Annotated in this window: 10 protein-coding genes; 9 read left to right on the forward strand and 1 reads right to left on the reverse strand. The window is 44.6% G+C overall.

What is annotated here, in order from left to right; translation table 11 throughout:
• Positions 1-19 precede the first annotated feature (19 nt).
• The 9 genes from OQX62_RS22835 to OQX62_RS22875 all read left to right on the forward strand — a co-directional run bounded on the left by OQX62_RS22835 (position 20) and on the right by OQX62_RS22875 (position 13,175).
• Complete coding sequence (locus OQX62_RS22835) at positions 20-3,019, forward strand: SusC/RagA family TonB-linked outer membrane protein (RefSeq protein ID WP_265833981.1); 3,000 nt, start codon at positions 20-22, stop codon at positions 3,017-3,019.
• Positions 3,020-3,050: 31 nt separating this feature from the next.
• Positions 3,051-4,433 carry a SusD/RagB family nutrient-binding outer membrane lipoprotein gene (locus tag OQX62_RS22840; RefSeq protein ID WP_265833982.1) on the forward strand — a complete coding sequence of 461 codons (1,383 nt, stop codon included), beginning with the start codon at positions 3,051-3,053 and terminating at the stop codon, positions 4,431-4,433.
• A gap of 4 nt (positions 4,434-4,437) precedes the next feature.
• Positions 4,438-5,796 (forward strand): aminopeptidase P family protein, encoded by a 1,359-nt coding sequence (locus OQX62_RS22845; RefSeq protein WP_265833983.1) that lies wholly within the window; start codon positions 4,438-4,440, stop codon positions 5,794-5,796.
• An 88-nt stretch (positions 5,797-5,884) separates the two neighbouring features.
• The gene (locus tag OQX62_RS22850; protein ID WP_265833984.1) at positions 5,885-6,802 is read left to right on the forward strand and encodes a dihydrodipicolinate synthase family protein; all 918 of its coding nucleotides are present in this window, start codon (positions 5,885-5,887) and stop codon (positions 6,800-6,802) included.
• A 36-nt stretch (positions 6,803-6,838) separates the two neighbouring features.
• Positions 6,839-8,416, forward strand: a complete 1,578-nt coding sequence (locus OQX62_RS22855) for an aldehyde dehydrogenase (NADP(+)) (protein ID WP_265833985.1) — start codon at positions 6,839-6,841, stop codon at positions 8,414-8,416.
• 3 nt (positions 8,417-8,419) lie between these two features.
• Positions 8,420-9,421, forward strand: coding sequence for a 4-hydroxyproline epimerase (locus OQX62_RS22860; RefSeq protein ID WP_265833986.1), 1,002 nt, complete (start codon positions 8,420-8,422; stop codon positions 9,419-9,421).
• 37 nt (positions 9,422-9,458) lie between these two features.
• Positions 9,459-10,703, forward strand: coding sequence for an NAD(P)/FAD-dependent oxidoreductase (locus OQX62_RS22865; protein ID WP_265833987.1), 1,245 nt, complete (start codon positions 9,459-9,461; stop codon positions 10,701-10,703).
• Positions 10,704-10,783: 80 nt separating this feature from the next.
• A complete protein-coding gene (locus OQX62_RS22870) occupies positions 10,784-11,647 on the forward strand; it encodes an AraC family transcriptional regulator (protein ID WP_265833988.1) in 864 nt (287 codons plus the stop codon).
• A 100-nt stretch (positions 11,648-11,747) separates the two neighbouring features.
• Positions 11,748-13,175: an APC family permease gene (locus OQX62_RS22875; RefSeq protein WP_265833989.1), complete on the forward strand. Its 1,428-nt coding sequence runs from the start codon at positions 11,748-11,750 to the stop codon at positions 13,173-13,175.
• Here OQX62_RS22875 and OQX62_RS22880 read toward each other — a convergent pair.
• The gene (locus OQX62_RS22880) at positions 13,137-14,894 is read right to left on the reverse strand and encodes an aminopeptidase P family protein (protein ID WP_265833990.1); all 1,758 of its coding nucleotides are present in this window, start codon (positions 14,892-14,894) and stop codon (positions 13,137-13,139) included. The two genes, OQX62_RS22875 and OQX62_RS22880, sit on opposite strands and share 39 nt — an antisense overlap.

The following is a 14,894-nucleotide window of genomic DNA, read 5'->3' on the forward strand; positions in this document are numbered from 1 at the left end:
AACCAAAACACACCACATTATGAGATTGAAATTTTTACTATTTGTCATAGGGATGCTCTTCCTGGGCAGCACCTATGCACAAACCAGCCTGATCAAAGGGAAGGTTAAAGATCATACCGGGGGCGCTATACCGGGCGTAACCGTAAAGGTAAAAGGAACAACTTCCGGCGTTGCTACTGCGGGTGACGGCTCTTTTCAGATCAGCGCTGCACGCGGGGCAACACTGGTTTTCAGTGCAATAGGCTTCGGTGTAAAAGAAGTTGTCGTAACTGCGGAGCAGGAACTTAGTATTATCCTTACTGCAGATAACAAACAACTGAACGAAGTAGTGGTAACGGCATTGGGCGTAAAACGTGAAAGGCGCTCGCTGACTTATAGCACACAGCAACTGACCGGTGAAGAATTAACGAATACAAAAGAAAACAATATCGTGAATGCGATGGCCGGTAAGGTTGCTGGTGTGCAGGTGACGAGTTCATCAGGTTCACCTGGTGCATCTTCAAGGATCGTAATCAGAGGTACATTTTCACCTACAGGAGAAAACCAGGCGCTGTTTGTGGTGGATGGTGTACCGATCGACAATACAGAAACGGGAAATGTTCCGGGTGGCGCGGCTGGTGCCGGCGTAAACAGGGCAGCTGATATTGATCCTGCCACGATAGAATCTATGAGTATATTGAAAGGTGCAGCAGCAACTGCATTGTATGGTTCACTGGGAGCCCGGGGTGTGGTGCTGATCACGACCAAAAACGGTGGATACAACAAAAGGGCTAAAATCTCTGTGTCATCTGATTTCTCAATCGACAAAGCCATCTTACCTGAGATGCAGCAAAAATATACCCAGGGTACTAACGGCACTTTTTATGATGGTGAAACACAGAAAATCGGACAATCATGGGGCCCTGCTTTAGATGGTCTGCTGGTAAATGGCACACAAATACCAAAGTATAATCCTTACGATTTTTATCAGACAGGACATACCACCAATAACACGGTAAGTGTTGAGGGTGGAGGAGCTGCGTCTGATTATTTTATGTCTTATTCCTTTTTAGATCAGACAGGTGTTGTGCCGAAATCTGAATTTGAAAGACATACATTTTTTGCCAAGCACAATACTAAAATCAGCGATAAGCTGACAACTACTTTTCAGATGACTTATACCAATTCTGAACAGAACAGATTACCGGAAGGCGCCAGTAACGGACCGCAGTTTGTCGTGTTTTTACAACCAATCTCCTGGAATCCTTATCCTGTTACAAATCCTGATGGCTCTCAGCGTTTATACCGCCTGTCCAGAAATGCACCCTTATGGACGCTTGATCACATCAATAACCGGTCAGTGGTGAATCGCTTTCTGCCAGTAGCTACGGTAAACTTTAAACCCCTGCCATGGTTGACGATCACTGAAAGATTAGGTGCTGATATCTATACTGAACAAACGAAGTACACGGAAGATCCCAGCCCGGAAATAGGTCTTAAGGGACAAATCATAGAGCAGAATTCACTATACAGACAATATAACAATGACCTGATTGTGAATGGAGAGAAACAGTTCGGTAAGTTAAATGTGAACCTGCTGGCAGGAACAAACTTCAGGTCTGACTATTCGCAGGTAAATTTCCAGAAAGGTGCGGGACTGGTAGTAGATGGATTAACTAACGTATCTGCCGGTTCCGTGATCTCATCGAGTGAGAATCATTACCTGCAGCGTAAGCTTGGATTTTACGGACAGGCAAATATTGATTACAATAAATTCCTGATCCTGTCGCTAACTCAACGTTATGATGGCAGTTCTGTATTGTCTAGTGATAAACAATTTTACAGTTACGGATCAGCTGCCCTGGGTTTAATCACTTCGGATTTGTTGCCGGCTGCGGTTAACAGGGTAATGAACTTTTCAAAGATCAGACTTTCTTATGCGCGGGTAGGTAATGAGATAGTTGGCGCTTATAGTTTACTTACGCCTTATAACCTGGCCAGCAGAAATACGGCGACCGGTTCTTTCTTATATCCTTATAATGGTCAGCCAGGCTTTTTGATCAGCGACCTGTATGGTAACTATATGCTGAAAAATGAAAACCTTGACGAGTTTGAGGCCGGACTGGAAATGAAATTCCTGAACAGCAGGATTGGTTTTGAGGGTTCTTATTTTGCAAGAAAATCTACAGACGGAATTATCCCTGTAAATATCTCACAAGCGACCGGTTATGCCTCAACTTATGTGAACACGGCAAGTGTAAGAAACAGAGGTGTCGAGTTACTTCTAACAGGTGCACCTATACGTAATCAGGATTTCAGCTGGGATATTACGCTGAACTTTAGTAAGATCAAGAATAAGCTGCTGGCACTGGCACCGGGAACAACACAGCTGGGCAGGAACATCGTAGGTGAATCTATAAATGTTTTTTATGGTACCCGTTACGAACGTACGGCAGATGGTCAATTGCTGATCAATGATGCAGGTTTACCAGTGGTTTCGGCTACACCTGGTATTGTAGGTGATGCCAATCCGGATTGGCTGGCAGGGATCAATAACAGCATCCGTTACAAAAACTTTACTTTTAATTTCTTCTTCGACATGAAGAAAGGTGGCGATGTACAGAATGATGTAGAGTCGGCCGCATTTTTTAATGGTACCGCAAAAGTGACAGAAAACAGGGAAGACCGTGTGGTTGCCGGAATCAGCCAGACAACGGGATTACCGAATACGGTTTCTGTGAAGGCTCAGCAATATTATCAGAGTCTGATCTATGAATCAACCATTCAGGATGGAACGTATGTAAAACTGAGACAGGTGGGATTATCTTATGCACTTTCTGGTAAACTGCTGAAGAAAACACCTTTCAAAGCCGCTTCATTCTCCGTAACAGGAAGAAATCTTTGGATTTACAGTCCGCATTTTACCGGCGCAGATCCTGAGGTAAGTTCTTATGGAACAGGATTGGGGGTACAGGGAATCTATTCCTTCTCCACGCCAACCTCACGTTCAGTGGATTTTGCACTGAGACTGAGTTTTTAAGCAGAGCTGTTAACTTATTAAAATTAAAGAAATGAAGAAATTCGCTATCATATTCCTCCTTGCTACTGTAAGTCTGGGTGGATGTAAAAAAATTCTTGACGTAAACGACGATCCAAACCGTCCGATAGAGGTACAGGAAGCATTAATACTGGCACCGGTAGAGGTTGCTGTATCGGATTACCTGTATGCTGGCAACGCCAATATTATTATTCAGGACTGGCTGCAGGCGACTGCGCCAAACCAACCCAGTCCTGGTTTATGGAACTACCAGGCCTTTAACAATAACTGGGACAGTGACTGGTATAATACCTATGTGGTGTGTATGAATAACCTTCAGCAACTGAATAAAAAAGCAGTGGCGACGGGCAATACAAATTACCAGGCAATCGCTAAAATACTTACGGCTTATTCCCTGGGTTTTGCAACAGACATCTGGGGTGATATACCCTATTCGCAGGCTTTTACAGGTACAACTACACTAAATCCGGTTTATGATTCCCAGGAAAGTATTTATAGTGCCATGCAGTCCCTGCTGGACAATGCAATCGCTGATATCGATAAAAACTACGTGATCAAACCAGGTACAGATGATTTCTATTATAAAGGGGATATGGCAAAATGGAAAGCAATGGCCTACACTTTAAAGGCGCGTTATTATATGCACCTGACCAAAGCTCCGGGACACACGGCTACAGCACAGGCAGATCTTGCACTGGCGGCACTGGCAAATGGCATCACTACTGATGCTCAGGATTTGAAAATGACTTACAACGGTGGGGCCGGCAGTGAGAATCCATGGAACCTGACTTTCGGACCGGTATCTACTAAAGTGTTAAACCAGACTTTTGTAGAGGGTTTAAAGTCTACAGGTGACCCAAGGCTGGAGAAAATGGTGGCTCCGGCAATACTTACTGGTTTGTATACAGGCAGGAGAGTAGGCAGTGCGCTGGAAAACCTGGAATCTTATTCTCTGGGAGGTGCCTATTATGCCGGGGAGAATGCCAGTAATTACCTGATGACCAATACTGAAGCCCAGTTTATTAAAGCAGAGGCCACACTCATCAAATCTGGTGCAGCGACCGCTCAGCCGATATTTACTGCTGCAGTAACGAATCATATGAACAGATTGGGTATTGCAGGCGGAGATATAACTACTTATCTTGCTGCCAGAGGTACACTGACTACGGCTAATGCACTCCAGAGAATTATTGAGGAGAAAAGCATAGCCAACTTCTTAAGCACAGAGAACTATAACGACTGGAGAAGGACAGGTTTTCCTGTACTGACAAAGGTTGACGGAGCGCTAAGTGAAATACCGAGAAGGGCAATGTATCCAGAAACAGAATTAACAACCAATCCTCAGCCACAGCAATCCGCAAAGATTACTAACCGGGTGTGGTGGGATTCAAACTAGTATTATGTTTTCAAAAGAAGTATATCAGCAAAGAAGAGACGCACTTAAAACTGCTATAGGTGAAGGAATTATCCTCTTACCCGGGAATGAAGAAAGCGGAATGAATTACAGGGATAACTTATACCCTTTTCGTCAGGATAGCTGCTTCCTGTACTTTACAGGGATAGACAGACCCGATCTTTGTTTTATGATTGATATCGATAGTAACCAGGAGATTCTTTTTGGTGATGATGCTACGGTAGAGGATATTGTATGGACAGGGCCGCAGGAAGCTTTAGCGCTGCAGGCAGAAAAATCCGGCATTGCGTATGTTCGTCTGAAATCTGAAATACCAAATGCTTTAAGAGGTGGCAGAAATATTCATTTCCTGCCACCTTACAGGGCAGAAACTACTATAAAGTTATCAGAATGGGGCGTTACTGGTCAGCCATCAGTTCCGCTGATCAAAGCCATCGTTGCCCAGCGCTCTATAAAAAGCGCAGAAGAAGTAGCGGAGATTGAAAAGGCTGTAGCTACCAGTGTATTGATGCATCAGGCTGCCATGGAGCTGGGCATAGCGGGGATGACAGAAAGCGCCGTTGCTGGTCACCTTCAAGCTGTCGCTATAACAGGTGGAGGTAATCTTGCCTTTCCTGTAATACTAACCGTGAACGGTCAGTTCCTGCATAACCATGCAGGTTCCAATGTATTGAAAAGCGGGCAGATGGTTTTATGTGATGCTGGTGCAGAAAACAACATGCATTATGCTGGTGATTTAACCCGTACTTTCCCGGTCGACCAATCCTTTACATCGCTGCAGCAGGAGGTATACAATATTGTGCTGAACGCACATCAATCCGCCGCCGCGGCATTAAAACCAGGCGTATTATTCAAAGATGTACACCTGCTGGCCTGCGAACGTTTGGCTGAAGGGCTCAGTGATCTGGGACTAATGAAGGGTGATCCCAAAGAGGCTGTGGCAGCCGGAGCCCATGCGCTGTTTTTCCAGTGCGGACTGGGACATATGATGGGACTTGATGTACATGATATGGAAAACCTGGGCGAGGAATATGTAGGCTATACAGAAGATTTGAAAAAAAGTACACAGTTCGGCCTGAAGTCGCTCAGACTTGGCAGAAGCCTCGAAGCAGGTTTTGTGCTGACCGTAGAACCCGGACTCTATTTTGTGCCCGACCTGATCGATGCCTGGTCGGCCGAAAGTAAACACGCCTCTTTTATCAATTATGCGGAAGTAGAAAAGTTCCGCAATTTCGGTGGCATCCGGATCGAGGAAGATTTTCTGGTTACACCAGGGGGCAGTCGCTTATTGGGGCCGCCACTGGCTAAAACTATTGCCGAATTGGATCTCGTTTTCAATACATAGGTATATGTTAAGATCGAACTGATTTCCGGTAATTTCCAGTTAAAAAGCCACTTCATCATGCTTTATTTTTGAAAGAAAAACATAATTTATGAATAAAGATTTTTGGGCAGGTGTATTTCCTGCAATCACTACTAAATTTACATCAGACGAAGAACTTGATCTGGCAGCATGTAACAAAGGGATAGAAGCACAGCTTGAAGCAGGCGTTAACGGTATCGTTATCGGAGGTTCATTGGGTGAGGCAAGCACATTAACAGAAGAAGAGAAGTTTATACTTCTTGAAGAGACATTGAAAACTGTTGCAGGCAGGGTTCCCGTGATTTTTAGTATTGCAGAGCAGGCGACCAATATCGCGGTAAGCCATGCTAAAAAAGCGGAATCACTGGGCGCATCTGGTGTGATGATCCTTCCGCCGCTGCGTTATTATGCATCAGCTGATGAAACGGTAGCTTATTTTGCTGCAGTAGCTAAAAGTACCAGCCTTCCTATTATGATTTACAATAATCCGGTTGACTATAAAATCCATGTTACGCTGGATATGTTTGCAGAACTGGAGCAATATGCTAACATCAGCGCGGTAAAAGAATCTACACGTGATATCAGTAACATCACCAGGATGCTAAACCGTTTTGGCGATCGTTTCAAGATTTTTACAGGAGTTGATCCCCTGGCTTTGGAAAGTATTGTTGCAGGTGCACACGGCTGGGTTGCTGGTCTGGTAGACGCTTTCCCTAAAGAAACAGTCGCGATTTTCCGTTTGGTAAAAGAAGGCAGGATTAATGAAGCAGTGGCGATTAACCGTTGGTTTATGCCATTACTCGATCTTGATATTCACCCTAAACTGGTACAATATATTAAACTTGCGGAAGTGGCTACTGGAACGGGTACAGAATATGTGCGTGCACCTCGTTTGGTGTTGAGCGGTACCGAACGTGAGCAAATCACTAAAGTGATCAATGATGCACTGGCGGTAAGACCGGTATTGCCTGAAGGCAGCTGGGGATAATCCCCCTGAATGATCAATAATATTTAACACAAAAGAATGAACGGACAGAATTTAATAGGAAATGAGTATGCTGAAGCAGCAACTTCAGCATTTAAGGCGATTAATCCCGCAACAGGGGCAACTCTGGAAGGCGATTTTTTTCCTGCTCAGCAAAAAGATGTTGATGAAGCTTTAAATCGTGCTGTAAGTGCTTTTACAGTGTATAAAAATATTGATAAAGACCGTAGAGCAGATTTTTTACGGGCTATAGCAAATGAAATACTGGCTGTGGGCGATGAGCTGATTGAGCGCGCCTGTGCAGAAAGTGCTCTGCCTTTAGGCAGGATCCAGGGAGAGCGGGGAAGAACGGTAGGCCAGCTGAATATGTTTGCTGACCTGCTGGCGGAAGGCTCCTGGGTAGAAGCAATTATAGACAATGAACTGCCGGACAGGCAGCCTGCACCAAGACCAGATATCAGAAGAATGTTAGTTGCCATGGGACCAGTAGTGGTATTCGGGGCAAGTAACTTTCCTCTGGCTTTTTCTGTTGCAGGCGGAGACACGGCTTCGGCCCTGGCTTCGGGCTGCCCGGTGATTGTAAAAGCACATGCTGCCCATCCGGGTACAAGTGCACTGGTGGCTGCTGCGATACAAAAAGCAGTGATTTCAACAGGAATGCCTGAAGGGGTATTCTCTATGCTGTTTGACGATGGTTATGAAATTGGTGCATTACTGGTAAAACATCCAAAAACCAAAGCGGTAACTTTTACGGGTTCGTTTAAAGGAGGGATGGCACTGAACAAACTGGCTTCGGAAAGAGAAGAGCCTATTCCTGTATTTGCGGAGATGGGCAGTATCAATCCTGTTTTGTTATTGCCGGAAGCACTGGAAACACGTGCGGAACAGATAGCAGAACAGTATGCCGCTTCGATTACTATGGGAGCCGGACAATTCTGTACTAATCCCGGTTTGTTGCTGGGTGTGGCTTCGGCTGGTTTAACTCGTTTTAAAGATACGCTCGCAGAAAAAGTTGCAGCGATTTCTTCGGCAACAATGCTGACTGAAGGGATTTGTAAAAACTTCAGCACACTTTCTGCAGGGATGCTGGAAGAACAGGAGATTACACTGGTAGCGAAATCGTCACTGGAAGTGGATGGCGCAAGCAATCAGGCATTGGCCACTATTGCTGAAGTGTCTGCAAAAGCATTTCTGGCTAACCCAAAATTAAAGGAAGAAGTTTTTGGACCATGGTCATTATTGGTAGTTGCTGATAATGTACAAGAGCTGGAACAGGTACTGGCCTACGCAGGCGGACAATTAACATTGTCTGTAATGGCAGCTGAAAACGAATTGAATACGTATCAAACATTACTCGATAAAGCGGAGGAAATTACGGGACGTATTTTGCTGAATGGCGTGCCTACCGGAGTGGAAGTATGTGCAGCGATGCAGCATGGCGGACCTTTCCCGGCGACAAATGATAGTCGTTTCACCTCTGTAGGTACAACGGCAATCCGTCGGTTTGTGCGACCATTAAGCTGGCAGAACTGGGACAAGAAATTATTGCCTCCGGCATTACAGGACGGTAATCCGTTAAATATCTGGAGACTGGTAGATAATAAAATGACCAAATAATATATGTCAAGCAAAACATTTTTCTGTATAGATGCGCATACCTGCGGTAATCCGGTGCGACTGGTAGCTGGTGGCGGACCCAATCTTGTTGGGGAGACGATGAGTGAAAAGAGACAACATTTTCTAAAAGAATATGACTGGATCAGACAGGGGCTCATGTTTGAACCAAGAGGTCACGATATGATGTCAGGCAGTATTTTATACCCGCCTCATGATCCTCAAAATGATGTTGCGGTGCTGTTTATTGAAACCAGCGGCTGTCTGCCTATGTGCGGTCATGGTACTATAGGTACAATTACGATTGCGATAGAAGAGGGATTGATTATGCCAAAAGTTCCCGGCATAGTTAAAATGGAGGCACCTGCGGGTTTGGTGAACATTGAATACAAACAGGAAAACAATAAGGTATCTTCGGTAAAGCTCACAAATGTGGCTTCTTACCTTGATTCGGAAGGTTTAACCGTGGAATGCCCGGATTTGGGAACGCTGACTTTTGACGTGGCCTATGGAGGTAACTTCTACGCCATAGTTGATCCGCAACCTAACTTTAAAGGGATTGATCACTATGCAGCCGATCAGCTGATTTCCTGGAGCAGGGTAATTCGTAAACGAATCAATGAGCTGTATAGCTTTGTGCATCCGGAAAACCCTACGATTAAAGACTGTACACATATTCTTTGGGCAGGAGATACCAAATCCCCCGATGCTACAGCACGAAATGCAGTTTTTTATGGCGATAAAGCGATAGACCGCTCGCCCTGCGGTACAGGGACTTCTGCACGCATGGCGCAGTGGTTTGCTAAAGGCAAACTAAAAAAGGGTGATTCATTTGTCCATGAAAGCATCATTGGAAGTACGTTTATTGGTAAGGTAGAAGATGTGGTGGACTTACAGGGACGTAAAGCTATCATTCCAAGTATTGAAGGATGGGCAAAAGTATTTGGCTATAACACCATCAAAATTGATGATGATGATCCTTATGCAAAGGGTTTCCAGGTGATTTAACGCGCTGGAATTTTTAAAAATATTAGAAGATCTATAAATGGGAAAAGCAATTATAATAGGTGCCGGAATTGTTGGGCTGAGCTCCGCTTATTACCTGCAGCAGTCTGGCTGGGAGGTAACGATACTGGAGAAAGGGGATTTATCTGATAATTGCTCTTTCGGTAATGCAGGGATGATTGTTCCAAGTCATTTTGTGCCCCTTGCTGCCCCGGGAATGATAGAGAAGGGAATTAAATGGATGTTTGACAGCAAGAGTCCTTTTTATGTGAGGCCTTCGCTGAACTTTGATCTGGCAGGCTGGGGACTGAAATTCATGAAAAGTGCAAACAGGGAGAAAGCTGAACGTGCGGCTGTGCCATTGCGTGACATTTCTTTATTGAGCAAGGACTTGTATGCGGGACTGACAAAGGATATCGGCGATTTTGGGCTGACCAATAACGGGATCCTGATGTTGTACAAAACGGATAAAGTGGGTGAGGAGGAACTGCATATTGCAGAGCAGGCAAGAAATCTGGGACTGGATGTAGCCTCGTTATCTGCTGCTGAAGTCCAAACGCTGCAACCGGATCTTAAGCTGGACGTGTTAGGGGGAATCCATTACAGATGCGATGCCCACCTGAACCCAAATCAGCTGATGGCCTTAATGCAAAAATACCTGTTGGCTAAAGGCGTTAAAATTATTAAAAACACAGAAGTCACAAAAATTATACATGAGAAAGGAAAGATCACCAGCCTGCTGGCCGGCGGGAAACAATACAGCGCAAATCACTATGTGCTGGCAGGTGGATCATGGTCGCCCGAAATAGCCAAACGTGCCGGTTTTAAAATTCCTTTAATGCCGGGTAAGGGTTATTCCTTCTTAGTAGATGATACGGCGAAAAACATGCACATCGCTGCTTTATTGTGCGAAGCTAAAGTTTCTGTTACGCCAATGGGAGGTAAGATCCGCTTTGGCGGCACGATGGAAATCGATGCTGTAAATGACCGCATTAACATTAACCGGGTAAAAGGAATTGTGGAATCTATTCCTAAATACTTTCCCGGTATGCATCCTGCACTGCCTGAAACGAAAGATATATGGTATGGTTTCAGACCTTGTTCTCCTGACGGGCTGCCTTATCTTGGAAACAGTAAATCTTTACAAAACCTGACTGTAGCTACAGGGCATGGTATGATGGGAATCAGTCTTGGGCCGGCTACCGGTAAATTAGTGAGCGAACTCATTAATGGTCAGTCGCCCTCAATGGACATCAATCCATTTTCGGCCAATAGGTATGCTTAAAAGCGATATTTACTGCTAAATAATAAGCGTCAAATTGATAATTAATTTGACGCTTATTTATCTTTTTGTATATTTCGTAAATGAAAGTACTGCCTTTTACTATACCGGTTTCCCATGACAGGACAATCATTGTTCAAACAGAGGATATGCCTTATTTCTACACGTATTTACATCGTCATAAGGAAATTCAGCTGACATGGATTCAGGAAGGTGAAGGGACTTTAGTTGCGGGTATGAATATGCATTTGTTCCGTGCAGGTGAGATTTATCTTTTTGGCGCCAACATGCCCCATGTCTTTAAAAGTGATCCCGAGTATTTTGAGGTGGACAGTAAAAAGAAGATCCGGACCATTACAGTTTTCTTTAATCCCACAGATAAGCTATCCGCTCTGTTTGACCTCCCTGAAATGAAAAATGTACAGGCCTTCCTGGAGGAGAATAACTGTGGCTTTAAAGTACCGCACCAGTTATTTTCTGATATCTCCGGCAGGTTGCTCGGCTTGCTGAATTCGGATGGTATAGACCAGCTGATGCAGTTTCTGCAGTTACTGAAAACATTGAGCAGTATGAAAAACCTGGAGCCGCTTACCGTAAATTCACTGCCACGGAGCATTAATGACAATGAAGGAATGCGTGTTGCTTCGATTTATAACTATATCATCCAGAATTACAGCAAGGCCCTTACGCTGGAAGAGGTGGCTGAACAGGCTTACATGACCCCGCATGCTTTCTGCCGTTATTTCAAAAAACATACCCGTTATACGCTGGTGGGCTTCCTGAATAAGGTGCGGATCAATGAGGCCTGTAAATTGCTGATGAGCGGCTCCCATAATGGGATAGCGGCCATCGCTTACAGCTGTGGTTTTAACAGCATCACTAATTTCAACAGAGTATTCAAATCCATTACCGGTAAAAGTCCCCGGAACTATAAAGAGCAATTCTAAGAAGAAGGTTAATATCTGTCAATGATTGATTAATAATTGAATATTTTTCAGTTTGTATTCTTCTATTTTTGAAATACAACAAACCAAAACCTCTTTTTTTATGAATGAACCAAAAACGTCGTTCAGACCCACCCTGGGTCTGATGGATGCAACAATGCTTGTGGCAGGAAGTATGATCGGCTCGGGTATTTTTATCGTTAGTGCCGATATTGTAAGAAACGTTGGCGGTTCTGGCTGGCTGATATTTGTATGGGTAATTACCGGTTTTATGACTCTTGCTGCGGCTTTGAGTTATGGAGAGCTGAGTTCGATGTTTCCCAAAGCAGGCGGACAATATGTTTATCTGAAGGAGGCATATAATCCACTGGTCAGTTTTCTCTATGGCTGGAGCTTTTTTGCCGTGATACAAACGGCTACAATTGCCGCAGTAGGTGTAGCTTTCGCCAAGTTCACCGCCTATATCTTTCCGCAGATCAGTGAGGATCTGGTGCTGATGGACTTTGGTTTTATGACGATTTCCCCGGCACAGCTTTTATCCGTCTGTGTGATCATTTTCCTTACTTATTTAAATACCAGGGGAGTGAAGAGTGGAAAAATGATACAGACCACGTTTACGATTGTGAAGATATTGAGTTTAGGCGGACTGATCCTTTTTGGTTTCTGGGCATTTAAAGTAGAAATATGGAATGCAAACTGGAGCAATGCCTGGGATATGCATAAACTGCTGCCATCTGGCAACAAAGAACACTATACTTTTATTCCTGCGCTGGGTGCTGTTGCCGCAGCGATGGTGGGGTCTATTTTTAGCAGTGATTCCTGGCATAATGTAACCTTCATCGCAGGAGAAGTGAAAAACCCCAAACGCAATATTGGCCTTAGCCTTTTTCTGGGTACGCTGACCGTAACGATCATCTATGTAGCGGCTAACGTGATGTATACGGGGGTATTAACCTTACCGGAAATTGCTTCGGCGGAAAAAGACAGGGTAGCTGTTACGGCTTCGCATGTTATTTTTGGGAATGGTGGTACGATCATTATTGCAGTGATGATCATGATCTCTACTTTTGGCTGCAATAATGGATTGATCATGGCCGGAGCCAGGGTTTATTATTCGATGGCTAAAGATGGTTTGTTCTTCAAGAAAGCGGGCGACCTGAATACCAATGCTGTACCGGGTTTTGCTTTATGGGTTCAATGTATCTTCGCTTGTTTATGGTGTTTTAGTGGTAAGTACGGAGACCTGCTGGATATGATCTCTTTTGTAGTAGTGGGCTTTTATATACTGACGATCTTTGGGATTTTTATCCTTAGAAAAAAGAGACCCGATGCAGAGCGGCCGTACAAGGCGATAGGTTACCCTGTACTGCCGATCATTTATATCCTGATGGGGCTGGCCTTCTGTATACTGCTGATTGTGTATAAGCCCAAGTTCACCTGGCCGGGACTGATTATTACCTTAATCGGAATCCCGATATATTATTTCATCAGGTCACAGACTGCGCAGAAAAGTATTTCTGATCAGCCATGACAATTCTTCCGTGGTCAGGTGAGGTTTAAGCTCCCTGATCACAAATTCATGATAGTTATTCAGCCAGTTGATATGACGCTGCTCCAATAATGTGATGTCAATCGCTTCAGTATCTATCATTGCAATCGTAATGGTTTCCGAGCTCAGGAAGCTGCCAAAGTCCGACTGTGCGGCTGCTACGGTCAGCACCAGGTTTTCTATTCTGACACCATGTTTGCCTGGTCGGTAAATACCCGGCTCTATGGAAGTGACCATACCAGGCAGAAAAGGGATAGGCAGGTTATCCGGACTGATGGACTGTGGACCTTCATGTACGTTCAGGAAATAACCCACACCGTGCCCTGTACCGTGACCATAATTCCTTGCGTGATCCCATAAGGGTTTACGGATAATTCCATCCAGCTGGTATCCACAGGTGCCTGTCGGGAACTGTGCGGACGATCCTTCAATCAATCCTTTCAACACCAGGGTATAATCTGTTTTTTCTTCTGCGGTAACCGGCCCCAGGATCACCATCCGCGTAATGTCAGTTGTGCCCAGATAATATTGTCCGCCAGAATCTATCAGGAACATGCCTTCCGCCTTTAACTGCACATCGGTAACTGTTGTCGGCATATAATGCGGCAGGGCCGCATGCGCCTTATAACCCGCAATGGAGTCGAAACTTACACCTGCGAAGCTGTCCTGTTCTGCCCGGAATCCTTTTAGTTTCTCTGAGGCCGATAATTCAGTAATTATTTCCTGTTCAACGTTTTCCTTTAACCATTTCACAAAACGCGTCATGGCTACGCCATCCCTGATCATAGCTTGTTTGAAGTTGCTGATTTCGGTGGTGTTCTTTACTGACTTTAAATGTGTGCTTGGGTTGATGCCCAGCTGCACCTGCACTTCTTCAGGAACCAGATTGTACAAGTAAGTGCAGGTACGTTTAGGATCTATGAGCAATGTTTCTCGAAGGTTCAGCCTGGCAAGATGTGCCTCTACAGTGCCATAAGCGGATAATGTAACTCCTGCATTGCTGAACTCAAGGATATCAGCAGCAGTGAATTTGCCCTTATCTATAAAAAGTAATACCTGATCCTGCAGGATCAGACAAAAACTGAGTACCACAGGATTACATTTTACATCCGTTCCACGGATATTGAACAGCCAGGCAATATCATCAAGAGAAGAAATGAGGTGCGCAGTAGCTCCGGTTTTGCTGAGCACTTCACGTACTTCTTCCAGTTTTTTTACCAATGGTTTACCACTATATTTTTCTGCTAATAAAAATGCAGGTGCTGATGGTAGTTCGGGTCTGTTCTCCCAGATCGGATCCAAAAAATCTGCATGGCTTACCTGCATGTGGTTTGCTTTGAACAGCGCTGAGAGGGTAACAGAAAGGAGCTTGAAATTACAGGCAATCTGCGCGTATTTTGGCAGCCATTGTATATATTCCGGTGTATGTGGAATTTTAAGTTTTACCAGTTCATATCCTGTATCTTTTAATTGCTCTTCCGCCTGGTTAAAATAGCGGGAATCTGTCCAGAGTCCAGCAAAATCCTGCGTAATCACGAGCACCCCTGCACTGCCTGTAAAACCGCAGGCAAATTCCAGGCATTTATAATGTGCCGGCAGGTATTCACTCATGTGCGGATCTGCAGAATGGATCAGGTAGGCATCTACTGCCGAACTCCGCATTTGCGAACGTATCGCAGCTAACTTTTCCAGGTATGTCAT

The sequence above is a fragment of the Pedobacter sp. MR2016-24 genome (assembly GCF_026239655.1).
Taxonomy (GTDB): domain Bacteria; phylum Bacteroidota; class Bacteroidia; order Sphingobacteriales; family Sphingobacteriaceae; genus Pedobacter.

Coding starts and splice junctions, on each gene's coding strand:
- OQX62_RS22835 (WP_265833981.1), top strand. CDS start 20: ATGAGATTGAAATTTTTACTATTTGTCATAGGGATGCTCTTCCTGGGC.
- OQX62_RS22840 (WP_265833982.1), top strand. CDS start 3,051: ATGAAGAAATTCGCTATCATATTCCTCCTTGCTACTGTAAGTCTGGGT.
- OQX62_RS22845 (WP_265833983.1), top strand. CDS start 4,438: ATGTTTTCAAAAGAAGTATATCAGCAAAGAAGAGACGCACTTAAAACT.
- OQX62_RS22850 (WP_265833984.1), top strand. CDS start 5,885: ATGAATAAAGATTTTTGGGCAGGTGTATTTCCTGCAATCACTACTAAA.
- OQX62_RS22855 (WP_265833985.1), top strand. CDS start 6,839: ATGAACGGACAGAATTTAATAGGAAATGAGTATGCTGAAGCAGCAACT.
- OQX62_RS22860 (WP_265833986.1), top strand. CDS start 8,420: ATGTCAAGCAAAACATTTTTCTGTATAGATGCGCATACCTGCGGTAAT.
- OQX62_RS22865 (WP_265833987.1), top strand. CDS start 9,459: ATGGGAAAAGCAATTATAATAGGTGCCGGAATTGTTGGGCTGAGCTCC.
- OQX62_RS22870 (WP_265833988.1), top strand. CDS start 10,784: ATGAAAGTACTGCCTTTTACTATACCGGTTTCCCATGACAGGACAATC.
- OQX62_RS22875 (WP_265833989.1), top strand. CDS start 11,748: ATGAATGAACCAAAAACGTCGTTCAGACCCACCCTGGGTCTGATGGAT.
- OQX62_RS22880 (WP_265833990.1), bottom strand. CDS start 14,894: ATGACATACCTGGAAAAGTTAGCTGCGATACGTTCGCAAATGCGGAGT.